This window comes from Novosphingobium sp. 17-62-19 (genome assembly GCF_002256775.1).
Lineage (GTDB): Bacteria > Pseudomonadota > Alphaproteobacteria > Sphingomonadales > Sphingomonadaceae > Novosphingobium.
The window spans coordinates 1-16007 of the sequence record NZ_NCII01000081.1 but is presented as its reverse complement, the minus strand read 5'-3'; the positions used below and the strand labels follow the sequence as shown (position 1 = coordinate 16007).

Below are 16007 nucleotides of genomic sequence, written 5' to 3'. Positions count from 1 at the left end.
CATCACCCTGGAAATGGCGCCACTTGAAATCCGTCATCGTTCCGTCCGTCCAATCTCCGCCAAGCATGCTCAAGCTTCACGATTTTTGCAACAGAGCCGTCGCCATTGCGTTGACCTCCCGCTCTTTGGCAACAATAGCGCAGCAACCAGGCCCAATATTGTAAGAAGTCGCCACGTTCCGGCTCGACGCTTGCGCCCGCCCGTCGTTTGCGCCAGCAAACCCGCCACAGACCGCATAACAGGGGGAGCTTTTCTATGAGTTGGACACGTCGCAAGCCGATGGAGGCGATGATGCCCCAGGGAGGCGGCCACAGCATGGCGCGCACCCTGTCCTGGCCGCATCTGCTGGCGCTGGGCGTCGGCGCGATCGTCGGCACCGGCATCCTCACCCTGATCGGCGTCGGCGCCGATCGCGCCGGCCCCGCCGTCCTCATCTCCTTCGCCATTGCCGGCGCGATCTGCGCCTGCGCCGCGCTCGCCTATGCCGAACTGTCGACCATGATGCCGGCAGCGGGCAGCGCCTACAGCTACTCCTATGTGGTGCTGGGCGAGGGCATTGCCTGGATCGTGGGCTGGAGCCTGATCCTCGAATATTCGCTGGTCGTCTCGACCGTGGCGGTCGGCTGGTCGGGCTATGCCGCCCCGCTCCTCACCCCGCTCGGCTTTCCCGAGGCGCTGACCAAGGGGCCGGAGCTTGGCGGCCTCATCAACATCCCCGCCATATTCATCATCGGCGTCGTCGCTGCCCTGCTGATGTTCGGCACGCGCGAAAGCGCCCGGCTCAACACGCTGCTGGTGCTGATCAAGATCGCGACCTTGAGCCTCTTCGTCTGGGTCGCCCTGCCCGCCTTCGACGCCCAGCATCTCGAACCCTTCATGCCCTTCGGCTTTGCCAAGCATATGGGGCCTGACGGCATCGAGCGCGGCGTGATGGCCGCCGCCGCGATCATCTTCTTCGCCTTCTACGGCTTCGACGCGATCTCGACCGCGGCCGAGGAAGCCAAGAATCCGGACCGAGACCTGGCCATCGGCATCGTCGGCTCGCTGATCGTCTGCACCCTCATCTATGTGCTGGTCGCCGCCGCAGCGGTGGGCGCCATGCCCTTCACCCGCTTTGCCGACAGCCCGGAGCCGCTTGCCCTCATCCTGCGTGAAATGGGCCAGGGGTCGATCGCCCGGATCGTCGCGATCGCCGCCGTCATTGCGCTACCCACCGTGCTGCTGGGCTTCCTCTACGGCCAGAGCCGCATCTTCCTGGTGATGGCGCGCGACGGCTTCCTGCCGCAATCGCTCGCCCGCATCTCGAAGCGCGGCACCCCTGCGCGCATCACCGCCGTCACGGCCGTGCTGGTGGCGATCATCGCCGGCGTGCTGCCGATCGACCAGATCGCCGCGCTCGCCAATGCCGGCACGCTGATCGCCTTCACCGCAGTGGGCGCCTGCCTGCTGATCCTGCGCCGTCGCGCGCCGGACCTCAAGCGCCCCTTCCGCACCCCCGCCGCGACGCTGGTGGGCCTGGGCGCCGTGCTCGGCTGCGCCTATCTGTTCCTCAGCCTGCCGATGAAGACCATCTATGCCTGCCTGATCTGGAACGCGATCGGCCTCGTCGTCTATTTCCTCTATGGACAGAAGCGCGCCTCGGCCGCCCGCTAGGGCCAAGGTCCGCACAAAGAAAAAGCCTCCCGTCGCGACAGCAACAGGAGGCTTTTTCTTTGCCTCGAACAGGGCAGCGCTCAGTGCGCCGCCGACGTGTCCACCGGCCCGCTGGGCTTGGGCGCCAGCCAGACGATCACCGCCGCCGCAAACAGCACCAGCGCGGAGATGAAGAAGACATAGTCGACCGAAATGGCGATCGCCTCCTGCTCCACCAGATTGGATATGGTCTGGCGGATCTGCTCGGTCGTCATCCCCATGCCCGACAGCGCGCGCTGCGCATCGTCGGGCTGCAGGGCGCCCGCGAGTTCGTTGCGCGACACGCGCTGGCTGTCGCTCCACCCGGTCAGCACCAGCGACGTCGCGATCGCGATCGCCATGGTCCGCAGGAAATTCTGCAGGCCCGCCGCCGACGCCGTCTCGCTCGGCGGCACCGACCCCAGGGTCAGCGTCGTCAGCGGGATCATGAAGAAGGGCATGGCAAAGCCCTGCACGAACTGCGGCAGCGCCAGCCCGAAAAAGTCGATGCCGCTGGTCCAGTGCGCCCGCCACAGGGTCATGCAGCCCAGCCAGAAGACCGCGCCCGAAATCATGATGCGCGGATCGACCTTGCCGGTGAAGCGGGCCGCGAACGGCGCGCTCATCACCGCCGCCATCGCCGTGAAGGCCGTAACGATGCCCGACCAGGTCGCGGTATAGCCCATCGACATCTGCAGCCATTGCGGGATGACCACGATGCTGGAGAAATAGGCGCCGAAGGCCAAAGCCAGTGTGAAGACGCCCGATGAGAAGCCGATATGTCGGAACACCCGCAGGTCGACGATCGGATGCTCCTCGGTCAGCTCCCAGATGATGAAGACGATGAAGCCGATGCCGGCCAGGATGGCGAGCGTCAGGATCAGCGGGTCGGAGAACCAGTCATGGTCGCGACCGATGTCCAGCATCACCTGCAGGCAGCCGATCCAGAAGATCAGCAGACACAGGCCGATCTTGTCGATCGGCTGGTGCGCCGTATCGGTCTCCACCGGCCGCAGCATCGCCATCGCCGCGAACACGCACAGCGCCGCGATCGGCAGATTGATGAAGAAGATCCAGTGCCAGCTCCAATTGTCGCTGATATAGCCGCCGACGATCGGCCCCATGGCCGGCCCCAGCAGCGTCGTCATCGCCCACAGGCCCATGGCGCGCGGCCGCATTTCCGGCGGGAATATGCGCAGCAACAGCGTCTGCGACATCGGCATGATCGGCCCGCCACAGATGCCCTGACCCAGGCGCGCGGCCACGATCATGCCCAGCGTGGTCGACAGGCCGCACATCATCGAGAAGAAGCCGAAGCCGATCATCGCCCAGATGAAGGTCCGCACCACGCCGAAACGCAGCGCCAGCCAGCCGGTCAGCGGCACGCAGATCGCCTCCGCCACCGCATAGGATGTGATGATCCAGGTGCCCTGGTCGCCGGAGATGCCCAGATTACCGGCGATATGCGGCACCGAGACATTGGCGATGGTCAGGTCGAGCACGACCATGAAGTTGCTCAGCGCCAGCACCAGCCCGGCAAGCGTCCGGGTGCGCGGCGAGAGCAGATTGAAGGTTTCGGGACCGCTCACGCGCTCGCTCCCTTACTTGCCGGCCAGATCGATCTCGACTTCGGTGGACAAGCCCACGCGCAGCGGATGCTCTGCCAGTTCCTTGGGGTCGAGCGCGATGCGGACCGGCAGGCGCTGGACCACCTTGATCCAGTTGCCGGTCGCGTTCTGCGCCGGGATCAGCGACAGCGACGAACCGGTGCCGCCGGAGAAGCCCACGACCTTGCCATGATAGACGACGTCGCCGCCATAAATGTCGGCCACCACCGTGGCGGGCATGCCCACCTTCACATGGCGCAGCTGGCGTTCCTTGAAATTGGCGTCGACATAGACCTGCGACAGCGGGACGATGCTCATGATCGGGCTGCCCTGCGCCACACGCTGGCCGATCTGGACCGCACGCTTGGTCACCACGCCGTCGATCGGCGCACGGATGATCGTGCGTTCCAGGTCCAGCTTGGCGTCTTCCAGCTTCGCCTTGGCAACCATCACCGCGGGATCACTTTCCTCGGTCGAACCGCGGATCAGCGCATCATTGGCGGCCAACTGGCCGGTGGCGGCATTGCGGGTCGCCTGCGCGGTCTCGACACCGGCACGGGCCAGGTCCAGCGCCGCCTTGGCAGCGGCATAGGATTTGCGCGCCGCGGTGACTTCGTCACCCGAAACCGCGCCGCCCGCGACCAGCGCCTCGCGGCGCTGCAGGTCGATGCGGGCCTTGTCGAAATCGGCCTGCGCGGTCGCCAGCTGGGCACGGGCCTGGACGATGTCGGCGCCACGCGCCTCGACCTGCGCCGACAGCGAACCGCTGGTCGCGCTCGTCTGGCGGAAGCGGCGACGAGCATCGGCCAGATCGGCCTCGGCCTGCTGCAGCGCGATCTGCGCATCGGTCGGGTCCAGCTTCACCAGGATGTCGCCACGCTTCACCGTCTGGGTGTCGGTTACGTTGACCTCGATCGCCTGCGCCGACAGCAAGGGCGTCACCTGGGCGACCTCCGCATTCACATAGGCATTGTCGGTGCTGACATGGTTGCGGCCGATCAGGAAATACCAGGCCGCCCACAGGACACCGACCACCAGCACGGCGATCGCCAGACGGGTCAGCCAGGTCTTGCGGGCATTGCCGCGCTGCTCGGCCAGTTCGGGGGAATTTTCAGTGGCGGCATCAGCCATTGGGTCGATCCTTGGACTGAGCGTCGCTCGCGGCAAAGCCGCCGCCGAGCGCGCGAATGAGGGCAATATCGAGAGAGAAGGCGCTCGCTTCCAGCTGCGCGACGGACTGACGCGCCGCGAGCAGCTGGTCTTCGACGTTCAGCACGTCGAGATAGGTGGAAAGCCCGCCCTTGTAGCGTTGCTGGGCGACGCCATAGGCATCCTGCGACGCGGTCAGCGCCGCCTTGGCGTCGGTCAGCCGCTGGTCCAGCGTCCGGCGGCTGGTCACGGCGTCGGCGACGTCCTGATAGGCGCCCAGCACCGTCTTGTCATAGCTGGCGACCGCCTCATCATAGGTCGCGCGCGCGCCGCGATACTGGCCGCGCAACTGCCCGCCATGGAAGATCGGCAGGCTGATCGCCGGGCCGGCACTGCCGAACAGCGAATCCTTCTTGAACAGATTGTCCGCAAAGGACGTCGAACCACCCGAAGCACCGGTGCCGGTAAACAGCGTTTCATACCCTAGCGACTGGACGCCGATCAGGGCGCTCAGGCTCACGGCCGGATAGAAGGATGCCCGCGCCACCTTGATCCGGCTGGCGGCGGCCTGCGTCCGGGCCAGCGCCGCGGCGACGTCGGGACGACGCGCCACCAGATTGGTGGTGACGTCCGCCGGCAGGCCCAGCGGCGCCAGCTGGCCGATCTGCGGTCGGGTCATTGCCAGGCCGCGGTCCGGCCCGGCGCCGATCAGCGCGGCGATCTGATGCTGGCGCAGCTCGATCGCCACGCGGGCGGCCGCCAGTTGCGCCTTGGCCGAGGACACGGTGGCGTCAGCCTGGCGCACGCTACCGCGCGTTTCCAGGCCATTCTGCCGCCGGTCGGCGACCAGCTTCTGGCTGGCCGTGCGGATTTCCAGCGTGCGCTCCTGAATTTCCGCCTCGTCATAGAGGCGGGCCAGGTCGGCATAGGCATCGGCAATCGCAGTGGTCAGCGCCAGGCGTGCCTGCTGCGCGTCGATCTCGGCCGCGCGGGCCTCCGACGTGGCGGCCGCCAGCGACGCCCGGTTCTTGCCCCACAGGTCGATGTCCAGACCAAAGTCCAGCCCGACCTTGCCGGTGCCCAGCCAGCCCTGCGGCACGAAATCCTTGGGCATGCCCATATTATAGCTCTGCTTGGTCACGCCGGCATTGGCCGTGGCGTCGACCGTGGGCAACAGCGCCGCGCCCGATTGCTGGGCCATCGCCGTCGCCTGGCGAAAGCGCGCCAGCGCCACCGCCATGTCGGGCGAATTGCGCAGCCCCTCCTCGATCAGCGATGTCAGCTGCGGATCGCCATAGGCGCTCCACCAATTCTCGCTGGGCCAGGCAACCGTGTCGGCGCTCAGGCTGCGCCCGGCCTCCACGCTCTGCGGCGCGCGAATCTCGGGCTTGTCGCCCAGATCGGGTATTGAAGCACAGCCGGCCAGAAGCAGCGCTGTCACTGCAATACCGCCGGTGCGAATGGAAAAACTGATGCGACTCACGGACATATCCAAACCGTACCATCCAGTATGAAAATCGCCTTTGCCCCGCCGTACCACCCTTGTCAATATAAATAGCGTACTCTATGGTACGCTTATATGACATGCCCGGAAAAAGCTTTAGCCCCCAGTCGTCGGGAGGCCCGCCGCCTCGACCGGCGCCAGACGATATTGGAGGTGGCTGCCCGGCATTTTCTGGAAAATGGCTATGCCGCGACCAGCATGTCGGCCATCGCCGCCATATTGGGCGGGTCAAAGGGCACGTTGTGGAATCATTTCCCGTCCAAGGAGGAATTGTTTCGCGCGGTTCTCGAAAATGCGACCAGCACCTATCGCGCGCGGCTTTCGGAAATATTGGACCCCGGCGGCGACCTCGCCTCGACGCTGCATCGCACCGCGCTCAGCCTGCTCGAAAAGGTGACATCGCCCGAAGCGATCGCCCTGCACCGACTGATCGCGTCGGAAGGTGGCCGTTTCCCGGAAATGAGCCGCATCTTCTATGAAATGGCGCCCAGCCATACGCGGATGCTGCTCGCCCGCTTCCTCGAAGGCGCGATGGACCGCGGCCAGTTGCGCCGCGACGACCCCGACAAGGCCGCCCGCGTGCTGATGCGCCTGACGACATCGGGCTGCCATGAATTGCTGCTGCTCAGCCAGATCGAACGGGTCACGCCGCAACAGATGGAAAGCGACGCCGCCTTCGCCGTCGACATCTTCCTGCGCGCCTATGGCGCCGAGGGCATGGCGCGTTAACCATTTCTTTGCCGCCAGCTTCTATCCTGCCGATCGCAGGAGTTGCTATCCAATGCCGTTTTTCAAGCGCAAGCCCCTTCACCAGATCATCGCGGAACAGCCGGAAAGTGGGGCCAACGCCACGCGTCGGCTGCGCGTGCTGCTGATCGACGAGAATGCGACCGCCCGCGCCGTCATCGCCCGCCGCCTGTCGCGGCTTAACTATGACGTGGTGCTGGCCGAAAACGGCTTCATCGCCCTCAACCTGCTGGTCACGCATCCGGTCGACCTGATCCTGATCGACATGGACCTTTTGATGCTGCCCGCCGTGGCGACGATGAAGCGCATTCGCGCTACCGCGCTCGCCCCCCATGCCTGCATCGTCATGCTGACCGGTCGCATCGACAGCCAGTCCGCCGTCGAAGTGCTGGAAGCCGGCGCCGACGACCATATCGTCAAGCCTTTCGATTTCGACCTGCTCGATGCGCGGCTGCGCCATCTGTGCGCCCGCGCCGAACGGCTCGGCATGCTCAGCCGCCACAATGCCGAACTCGACGCCCGCATCGCCCGCCGCGCGGTGGAACTGGGCGAAACCCGCGACGCCCTGCAGGAAATGCAGCTCGACCGCGCCCGCCTCGTCTCCTCGATCCAGGCCTTGCAGGATGAAGTCGCCCGCCTCAGCGCGCGGCAGAACTGACCCACAGACTGAGGCCGGTTTCAAGCCGTTCGGGCGGACCATCCGCTGCGATCCGCTCGGCATCCGCCCGCGCCCGGTCCAATATCGCCGGTGCCACCGAAGGATCATGATAGACCCGGTCGGCCAGCGCCAGCATCCGCGCATCGCGCATGGTCAGGTCGTCGGGATCGGCCGATGACAGCCGAACATGATATAGCTCGGCATTGTCCGCTTCAGGGCTTTCGGCCAGCCAGAAATCGACATCCGGATCGAAGCCCAGCGGATCGATCGCGCCGCCCGGCGCCAGCGCCTTTCCGATCGCCTGCCGCCGCGCGCCCGCATCGGGCCACAGGTCGCGCAAGCGCCCCCGCGCCGCGAACAGCGCCAGCGCCAGATCGCCCAGCCCGCTCGGCAACAAAGCCTCGATCCGCTGCCGCAGCGCCGCCGCCAGTCCCGCCGACGCCCCACCCGTGCCGATCGCGATCAGCACCGGATTGCGATCGACGATCGCCGGCAGAGTGAAATCGCACAGGTCCGGCTTGTCGGTCGCATTGACCAGCACGCCGCGCGCGCGCAGTCGCTCCACGACCGCCGCGTCGCCATCCGACACGATCGCGACCCGCGCATCCGCATCATCCTCGCCGACGATGCGCGCGCCAGCGCGCTCCAGCAGCCGGCGCTTCGCATCGGCCGCCTCGCCCTGTCCGGTCAGGATGACCGCCCGCCCTTCCAGCCGCAGAAAGACGGGCAGGCTGTGCATCAGCCAGCCACCCAATCGGGGATATGATCGCCCGCGATCAGCGCCTCGATCGGCGGACGCGCGCGGACCACCGCCCATTTGTCGCCCGACACCAGCACCTCGGGGGTCAGCGATCGGCTGTTATAGGTGCCCGCCATGGTCGCGCCATAGGCGCCGGCGGTCATGAAGGTCAGCAGGTCGCCGGCCGCCACCACATCCATGTCGCGGCCCATGGCAAAGGTATCGCCGGTTTCGCACACCGGCCCGACCACGTTCGACGCGATCCGATTGCCGTCCGGCGCCACCGCGCGGATATCGTGCCAGGCGTCATAGAGGCTGGGCCGCATCAGGTCGTTCATCGCCGCATCGACAATCACGAACGGCGCCTGCGCGCCCTGCTTGACGCGGATCACCTGCGACAGCAGCACGCCGGCATTGCCCACGATCACCCGGCCCGGCTCGAACATCAGCCGCGCATCCCAGCCCTGCGTCACCCGCGTCACCATCGCGCCATAATCGGCCGGGCTCGGCGGCAGCGGCTGCGACGGGTCGTAGGGCACGCCCAGGCCACCGCCCAGATCGGCGGTGCGGATGTCATGGCCCGCCGCGCGCAGCTGCGCGATCAGCGCGCCGACCTTGACGAAGGCCGCCTCCAGCGGCGCCAGGTCGGTCAGCTGGCTGCCGATATGCACGGCGACGCCCTGGACATCGAGGCCCGGCAGGTCGCGCGCGGCGGCATAGCTTTCCAGCGCCCGGTCATAGGGGATGCCGAACTTGTTTTCCGACTTGCCCGTCGAAATCTTGGCATGGGTGCCGGCGTCGACATCGGGGTTGATGCGATAGGCGACCGGCGCCTTCCGGCCCATCGACAGCGCCACCTCCGACAGCATTTCCGCTTCCGGCTCGCTTTCCAGGTTGAACTGGAAAATGCCCAGCTCCAGCGCCAGCTTCATTTCCTCGGCGGTCTTGCCGACGCCGGAAAAGACGATGCGATCGGCCGGAATGCCCGCAGCGACAGCGCGCTGCAACTCGCCGCCCGACACCACGTCCGCGCCCAGCCCCAGCTTCGCCAACGTCGCCAGCACGGCGGCGTTGGGATTGGCCTTCACGGCAAAGGCGATCAGCGGATTGTCGAGCTGGGACAGCCCTTCGCGGAACACGCCGACATGGCGTTCCAGCGTCGCGGTCGAATAGACATAGACCGGGGTGCCGACCTGCTGCGCAATTTCCGTCATCGACACCTGCTCCACATGCATGGTGCCGTCTACATAATCGAAATGGTCCAAGGTCTGATCCTTGCGGGAATAGGGACTATTGTTGCGGCCGGCTTTCCGGCGGCAGGTCGAACTCGTCATTGCCGCGCTGGCGCGACTGGGTCAGCAGTTCGACGTTACGTTCCGGGCGGGCCTGGGTGCCTGGATCCATCATGTCGGCGGCGGTCGGCGCGGTCGCCGCCCCCACCGGCACGGCGGGCAAGTTCTGGCCCGCCACGGGTTTGAGCGATTCACGGCCACCACAGGAAGCCAGCGCCAGCGCCATTGCCCCGATCATCAGCCCGTTGCGGACATGCCGTGCCATCTGCCTCACTCCTGTGTCGCGCGCGCCGCGGCGATCCGCGCGCGCACCTGATCGGGCGCCGTGCCGCCATGGCTCTTGCGGCTGGCGACCGACGCATCGACCGTCAATACCGCATAGATGCGATCATCGATACGCGCATCAATGGCCTTGAGCGTTTCGAGCGGCAGGTCAGCGAGCTGCACGCCGGCTTCCTCCGCAGCCGCCACCGCGCGGCCGGTGATATGATGCGCCTCGCGGAAGGGAATGTCGCCCTCGCGCACCAGCCAGTCGGCGAGGTCCGTCGCGGTGGCAAAGCCGCTTTCGGCCAGGCCGCGCATCCGGTCGGTGCGGAACGTCACCGTTTCGATCATGCCGGTCATCGCCGCGATCGACAGGCCCAGCAGGTCATGCGCCTCGAACACCGGCGGCTTGTCGTCCTGCATGTCCTTGGAATAGGCGAGCGGCAGGCCCTTCATCGTCACGCACAGCGCGTTCATGCAGCCCATGATGCGGCCGGCATGGCCGCGCACCAGTTCGGCCGCGTCGGGATTGCGCTTCTGCGGCATGATCGAGCTACCGGTCGAATAGGCGTCGGGCAGCTTGACGAAGCCGAAGGGCTGGCTCGCCCAGATGATGAATTCCTCGGCCAGGCGCGACAGGTGCAGCGACGCCTGGGTCGCGGCCATCAGATAGTCGAGCGCGAAGTCGCGGTCGGACACGCTGTCCAGGCTGTTGTCGGTCGGCTTGGCAAAGCCCAGCGCCGCCGCCGTGGCATGGCGATCGATCGGGAAGCCGGTGCCAGCCAGCGCGGCGGCGCCCAGCGGACATTCGTCCAGCCGCACGCGCGCATCGGCAAAGCGGCTGCGGTCGCGGCGCACCATTTCATAATAGGCCATCAGATGATGGCCCAGCGTCACCGGCTGCGCCGACTGGAGATGGGTGAAGCCCGGCATCACCGCATCGACATGTTCCTCGGCACGGGCGAGCAGCGCCTGCTGCAACCCGGCCAGGCCCGCCATCACCTCATCCATGGCGTCGCGGACCCACAGGCGGAAATCGGTCGCCACCTGGTCGTTGCGGCTGCGCGCGGTGTGCAGGCGGCCGGCCGCCGGGCCGATCAGTTCGGCCAGCCGCGACTCCGTGACCATGTGGATATCTTCCAGGTCCAGATTGACCGGAACGCCATTGGCTTCATATTCCGCCGCGATCCGGTTCAGCCCCTCGGTGATCGCCTGCGCATCCTCGCCATCGACGATGCCCTGCTTGGCCAGCATCGCGACATGCGCCTTGGACCCGGCGATATCCTGTTTCCACAAGCGCTTGTCGAAGGGGATGGAGGCATTTATCTCACGCATGATCGATGCCGGGCCGGCCGCGAACCGGCCACCCCACATGCTGTTGGAGCCTGCTTCCATGATATCGTCCTTGCGCTCGGTAATGACACTGCTCCTGCTGGCTGGGCTGGCGGCATGCGATAGGCAATCCCCGCCCGCGGGGCAAGCCAATGCGAGCGCCAGCGGCGAGGTGACGGGCGACGAAGTGCAACCTGCTGCCGGCGGAAGCGCCAAGGGCGATTTCAACTACACGATCGACCGCAGCAAGGCGGGCACGCCCGCGCCGACCTTCGCGTTCGAAAATCCGCAAGGCGGCACGGCGACCCTGCAGGACTTTGCCGGCCGCCCGCTGCTGGTCAATCTCTGGGCGACCTGGTGCGCGCCCTGCGTCGCGGAGATGCCGACGCTCGACGCCCTCGCCGCGCAAAGCGACAGCGAAGGTGACAGGAGCCTGGCGGTATTGACGATCTCGCAGGACGTGCAGGGCCAGGCCGCGATCAAGCCTTTCTTCGCCAAGCACAAGCTGCCCCACCTCAAGGGCTGGACCGATCCGGAGAACAAGCTCGGCCTGGGCTATGCCACCGGCGTCCTGCCGACCACCGTCCTTTATGATGCCAAGGGCAAGGAGCTTGCGCGCGTGGTCGGAGCCATGGACTGGACCGGCGCAGAGGCCCGCAAGCTCATCGCCGCCGCAAAAGGCGGATAAGGCACAAGTAAATCAACAACGAGCATCGATCAAAAACCCGCCATGCCAGTTGATTGCAAAATGCGCCTGAAAAATGCAAAATTGAACATTGCGACATCGATGCAACAGAAAATAGGCTGCAGAGTCCAGTCGTTGAAATATGCGTGAAATATGTCACTTTTACTTAAATTTTGTGCGGCGCAATAGAGGATAGTCCGCAGGTCGTTCGTCCCTCCGAGTGTCAAGATAATGACAATATCAGGGGGCATAGAATGAAGAGACTTTCCGCGCTCAAGCTTTCTCTCGTGATTGCGACATCCTGGTCGGCCTGCGCCATGGCGCAGGAAGCACCGCAGGAACCGCAGGCCGATGAAGGTGCGGCCATCATCGTTACCGGCACCCGTGCCGTCGGCATGTCGGCCGCCGAAGCTGCCGCACCCGTTCAGGTGCTCAGCGAAGAAGCCATCGCCCATGTCGGCCAGCCGAACCTCAACCAGGCGCTGACCCAGATCGTTCCCAGCTTCACCGCCCAGACCCAGGGCACCGACATGTCGAGCTTCTCGCTGTCGGCCCGTCTGCGCGGCCTGAGCCCGAACCACACGCTGCTGCTGGTCAATGGCAAGCGTCGCCACGGCTCGGCCATTCTTCAGGTCGCCACCGGCCCGTTCGGCGGCTCCGCCGCGCCCAGCCTCGACCTCATTCCGCCTGATGCCGTCGAACGCATCGAAATCCTGCAGGAAGGCGCCGCCGCCGTTTACGGCACCGACGCGATCGCCGGCGTTATCAACCTGATCCTGAAGGACGATACCGAAGGCGGCAGCTTCAAGATCACCGGCGGCCAGAATTACGACAGCGAAGGCGAAACCTTCTCGGTCTCGGGCAATGTCGGCTTCAAGCTGGGCGAGGATGGCTATTTCAACCTCAGCGGCTTCCACCGTCGCCAGGACTATACCACCACCGGCACCGGCCAGGTTCAGGTGACCCAGCTCGACGGTTCGCTGCAGCCCAACGCTCCCGCGCAATGGTCGAACCTGACCGGCGACGCGCTGGCGGGCATCAACGGCGGCCAGCCCAAGACCTATCTGACCGAATTCTTTTACAATATGGGCTATGATTTCGGCGGCGTCGAGCTCTACAGCTTCGGTAACTATGCCCGCCGCATCGGCTATGCCAAGCAGGGTTATCGCCACCCCAAGCGCGTCTGCTACGAAAGCGGCAATCTGGGCGGCAGCGTCACCACGGCGGCTTATGATCCCAGCATCTGCTATGGCAATACCGGCGTCGTCGGCATGGTCCCGCTGCAGCATGTGACCGAGGACGAATATAGCTTCACCGTCGGCGCCAAGGGCGAATTTGGCGGCGGCTGGAACTATGACCTGTCGACCACCTATGGCCATGACAAGAACGAGATCTGGACCGAAAATTCGGCCCATCGCGAAGTCTGGCAGGAAACCTATGCCCAGTATCTGAACGGCTCGGGCGTCCTGCCCAACACGCCGGACTCGGCCTATGACGGCGGCTTCCGCCTCAGCCAGACCACGGTCACGGCCGACATCCGCAAGGAATTCGATCTTGGCCTGGCCGATCCGCTGACCTTCGCCTTCGGTGGCGAATATCGCCGCGACACCTACACCATCGTCGCGGGCGACTATTATTCCACCTACAAGACCGGCGTTCAGTCCTTCCCGGGCTACAAGGAAAGCGATGCGGGCGACTGGAACCGCAGCGCCAAGGCCGGCTACATCAACGTCATCGTCAACCCGGTCGAAAAATGGACCGTCGACCTTGCCGGCCGTTACGAAGATTATTCGGACTTCGGCGACACGCTGATCGGCAAGGCCACCACCCGCTTCGACTTCAGCGATGCGGTCGCCATCCGCGGCACCGTCAGCACCGGCTTCCGTGCGCCGACGCTGGCCGAACAGCATTATTCGACCGTGGCCGTCGGCCCGACCAGCGCCGTTGCGGTGCTGCCGGCCGGTTCGCCTGCTGCGACCCTGCTGGGCTTCTCCGCGCTGAAGCCGGAAAAGTCGACCAACTTCTCGGGCGGCTTCGTCTTCCGTCCGATCCCCAAGCTCGCGGTCACGCTGGATGGCTATCTCATCAAGATCAAGGATCGCATCGCCCTGACCGCGGCCCGTTATGCCGTCCAGGGCGGCGTTGCGACGGCGGAAGCCCCGGCAATCATCTCGGCGCTGCAGGCAGCTGGCGTGGTGTTTGACGCGGCGCTGCCGAACATCGGTGCGCAGAGCTTCACCAACGGCATCGACACCCGCACCTGGGGCATCGACTTCTCGGCCGCCTATCCGGTGGCTCTGGACTTCGGCAGCCTGAACCTGTCGGTTTCGGCCAACTACAACAAGACGAAGATCACCAAGAACAAGATTCCGACGGTCTTCAGCAATATCTCTGAAAGCTATGTCGAAGACGCTTCGCCCGACTACAAGGTCGTGCTGGGCGCCCTGTTCAAGAGCGGTGCCTTCACGGTCAACCTGCGCGAGACCTTCTATGGCAAGACCAGCGTGCTGGTGCAGCCGGGCGTGTCGAGCGCTTCGCTGATCGCCGCCGGCCTGCCGACCATCTATGAAGCGAAGGTCAAGCCGACCGGCATCACCGATCTGGAAGTCAGCTATGCGTTCAACGACGCCATGACCTTCTCGCTCGGCGCGAACAACCTGTTCGACAAGGTCCCGGAAACCCCGGCCCTGCTGAAGGGCGTGACGATCCCGGCGGGCACCTCGCCCTATATCAACGGGTCGACCACCTATAACAGCCCCTATGGCTTTGGCCCCTACGGCACCTCGGGCGGCTATTATTACGCGCGTATCGACTTCAAGTTCTGATAGGCTAGAACTGAAGGGCCGGTCTCCCAGGAGACCGGCCCTTTTGCTTTGTTCGCGGTCTGAAGCCGGTCGGCATGACCGGCGGCTCGCAGAACGCGGAAACGATAATAGGGATGTGGATCGATGCCTCGATCCCCATCAGGGGGAAGCGAAAACCATGACCGACCGTCCGGACACTCTCAGCCGCCGCATGCTGATGCGCGGTGCCATGGGCGCGGCGGCAATAGCCAGCGCGGCACCCGCTCTCGCCCAGCGCGACCGCAAGGTGGCGATGAGCGATGATCCGGCGGCGATGGTCGCCACGCTGACCGACGGCATCTTCATCAACAGCAACGAAAACCCGCTCGGCCCCGCGCCCGCCGCGCTGCAGGCGCTGTCCGGGCTCGATCCGCTCGCCGGCCGCTATGGCATGGCCTTCGCCTCCAAGCTGGAAAGCCTGTTCGCTCGCCAGAACGGCCTGGCACCCGACCAGGTTCAGGTCCATCCCGGCTCCTTCATGCCATTGCGCTCGGTCGCGCTGACCTACTCGTCGAAAACCCGCCCGATCGCCTATTTCGAGCCGACCTTCGATCAGGGCTTCCTGGGCAAGGGCAACCAGCCGGTCACCCGCGCCGTCGCCCTGCCGCTGGCCGGCGACTTCACCGCCGATGTCCGCAAGCTGCTGGCCGCCGCGCCCGACGCTGGCGTCTATTATCTCTGTAATCCCAACAACCCGACCGGCCTGCCGATCCCGCGCGCCGACATCGAATGGCTGCTCGCCAACAAGCCGGCCGGCTCCGTGCTGCTCGTCGACGAGGCCTATATCCACTATAGCGACGCGCAAAGCTGCCTCGATCTGGTGGCGAAGGGCGCGGACGTGCTGGTCACCCGCACCTTCTCGAAAATCTACGGCCTGGCCGGCCTGCGCTGCGGCCTGATCGCCGGGCGCAAGGATCTGCTCGACGGCATGGCCGACTATGGCGTCAACATCACGCCGATGCCCGCCGTGGTTGCAGCCGAAGCGAGCCTGCTCGATCCCACGCTGCTGCCCCAGCGCAAGGCCTATAACAAGGCGGTGCGCGACGATCTCTTCGCCTGGCTCGATGCCCGCGGCCTCAAATATCTCCCCTCGCAGACCAGCTTCGCGATGATCCATGTCGGCCGTCCCGGCGCCGATGTCACCGCCGCCCTCGCCAAAGAGAAGATCTTCATCGGCGGCCCGCGCAAGCATATGGACGACTGGGTCCGCGTGTCCTTCGGCACGCCAGCGGAGATGCAGGCGTTCAAGACCGCGCTCGCCCGGATCATGGCATGAGCCTCAGCCGGCGCCAGGCGCTGGGTGCAGCGCTCGCCGTGCCGATCGCCGTGCAGGCCGCCCGCGCCGTCGCCGCACCGCCATCGCTGCCCGATAAAGCCAGCTTCGCCGCCACCCCGCTCGCCTATTTCGACAGCGCCTCGGCTCTGTTGCAAAGATTGGCGGCAGTCAGAGGTAGGCTGTCGCTCTGCGCCGATCAGGCGGCTGCTGCGAAATGGTGGTTGAGCATGCCCATGGCCT

The 16007-nt window shown here is 65.6% G+C and carries 13 protein-coding genes and 1 pseudogene; 7 read left to right on the top strand and 7 right to left on the bottom strand.

Annotation, left to right across the window (positions count from 1 at the left end; translation table 11 throughout):
* The first annotated feature begins 255 nt into the window (after positions 1–255).
* Entirely contained in the window at positions 256–1653 is a 1398-nt protein-coding gene (locus tag B7X90_RS14070; protein WP_292625410.1) for an amino acid permease, read from the top strand.
* A gap of 80 nt (positions 1654–1733) precedes the next feature.
* Here the strand turns inward: B7X90_RS14070 and B7X90_RS14065 are convergent, their stop codons facing one another.
* The 3 genes from B7X90_RS14065 to B7X90_RS14055 are packed head-to-tail and all read right to left on the bottom strand — an operon-like array spanning position 1734 to position 5916.
* A complete protein-coding gene (locus tag B7X90_RS14065; RefSeq protein WP_004208105.1) occupies positions 1734–3260 on the bottom strand; it encodes a DHA2 family efflux MFS transporter permease subunit in 1527 nt (508 codons plus the stop codon).
* Positions 3261–3272: 12 nt separating this feature from the next.
* Positions 3273–4409: an EmrA/EmrK family multidrug efflux transporter periplasmic adaptor subunit gene (locus B7X90_RS14060; protein ID WP_287002870.1), complete on the bottom strand. Its 1137-nt coding sequence runs from the start codon at positions 4407–4409 to the stop codon at positions 3273–3275.
* Complete coding sequence (locus B7X90_RS14055; protein ID WP_017501881.1) at positions 4402–5916, bottom strand: efflux transporter outer membrane subunit; 1515 nt, start codon at positions 5914–5916, stop codon at positions 4402–4404. The genes B7X90_RS14060 and B7X90_RS14055 overlap by 8 nt, the downstream gene beginning before the upstream one ends.
* Positions 5917–6006: 90 nt before the next feature.
* On the opposite strand from B7X90_RS14055, the gene B7X90_RS14050 reads away from it, so the two are divergent.
* Together B7X90_RS14050 and B7X90_RS14045 are read left to right on the top strand one after the other, a co-directional pair.
* On the top strand, positions 6007–6660 hold the full coding sequence (locus B7X90_RS14050) for a TetR/AcrR family transcriptional regulator (protein WP_278392718.1): 654 nt from the start codon (positions 6007–6009) through the stop codon (positions 6658–6660).
* Positions 6661–6712: 52 nt separating this feature from the next.
* The gene (locus B7X90_RS14045; RefSeq protein ID WP_287002869.1) at positions 6713–7336 is read left to right on the top strand and encodes a response regulator; all 624 of its coding nucleotides are present in this window, start codon (positions 6713–6715) and stop codon (positions 7334–7336) included.
* Here B7X90_RS14045 and B7X90_RS14040 read toward each other — a convergent pair.
* The 4 genes from B7X90_RS14040 to argH are packed head-to-tail and all read right to left on the bottom strand — an operon-like array spanning position 7317 to position 11005.
* Positions 7317–8075, bottom strand: coding sequence for an NAD(P)-dependent oxidoreductase (locus tag B7X90_RS14040; RefSeq protein WP_287002868.1), 759 nt, complete (start codon positions 8073–8075; stop codon positions 7317–7319). The genes B7X90_RS14045 and B7X90_RS14040 overlap by 20 nt on opposite strands.
* Positions 8075–9340 (bottom strand): diaminopimelate decarboxylase, encoded by a 1266-nt coding sequence (lysA, locus tag B7X90_RS14035; RefSeq protein WP_287002867.1) that lies wholly within the window; start codon positions 9338–9340, stop codon positions 8075–8077. The genes B7X90_RS14040 and lysA overlap by 1 nt, the downstream gene beginning before the upstream one ends.
* 25 nt (positions 9341–9365) lie before the next feature.
* Positions 9366–9632 carry a hypothetical protein gene (locus tag B7X90_RS14030; RefSeq protein WP_292625404.1) on the bottom strand — a complete coding sequence of 89 codons (267 nt, stop codon included), beginning with the start codon at positions 9630–9632 and terminating at the stop codon, positions 9366–9368.
* Between the two features lie 5 nt (positions 9633–9637).
* On the bottom strand, positions 9638–11005 hold the full coding sequence (gene argH, locus B7X90_RS14025) for an argininosuccinate lyase (RefSeq protein WP_099231393.1): 1368 nt from the start codon (positions 11003–11005) through the stop codon (positions 9638–9640).
* A gap of 43 nt (positions 11006–11048) precedes the next feature.
* On the opposite strand from argH, the gene B7X90_RS14020 reads away from it, so the two are divergent.
* The 4 genes and pseudogenes from B7X90_RS14020 to B7X90_RS14005 all read left to right on the top strand — a co-directional run.
* Positions 11049–11651 carry a TlpA disulfide reductase family protein gene (locus tag B7X90_RS14020; RefSeq protein WP_287002866.1) on the top strand — a complete coding sequence of 201 codons (603 nt, stop codon included), beginning with the start codon at positions 11049–11051 and terminating at the stop codon, positions 11649–11651.
* 251 nt (positions 11652–11902) lie between these two features.
* Positions 11903–14473, top strand: coding sequence for a TonB-dependent receptor (locus B7X90_RS14015; protein WP_292625401.1), 2571 nt, complete (start codon positions 11903–11905; stop codon positions 14471–14473).
* 157 nt (positions 14474–14630) lie between these two features.
* Entirely contained in the window at positions 14631–15767 is a 1137-nt protein-coding gene (locus B7X90_RS14010; protein ID WP_292625399.1) for an aminotransferase class I/II-fold pyridoxal phosphate-dependent enzyme, read from the top strand.
* Positions 15764–16007: pseudogene (locus B7X90_RS14005) on the top strand (aminotransferase); the annotation flags it as partial. The gene B7X90_RS14010 and the pseudogene B7X90_RS14005, both read left to right, overlap by 4 nt.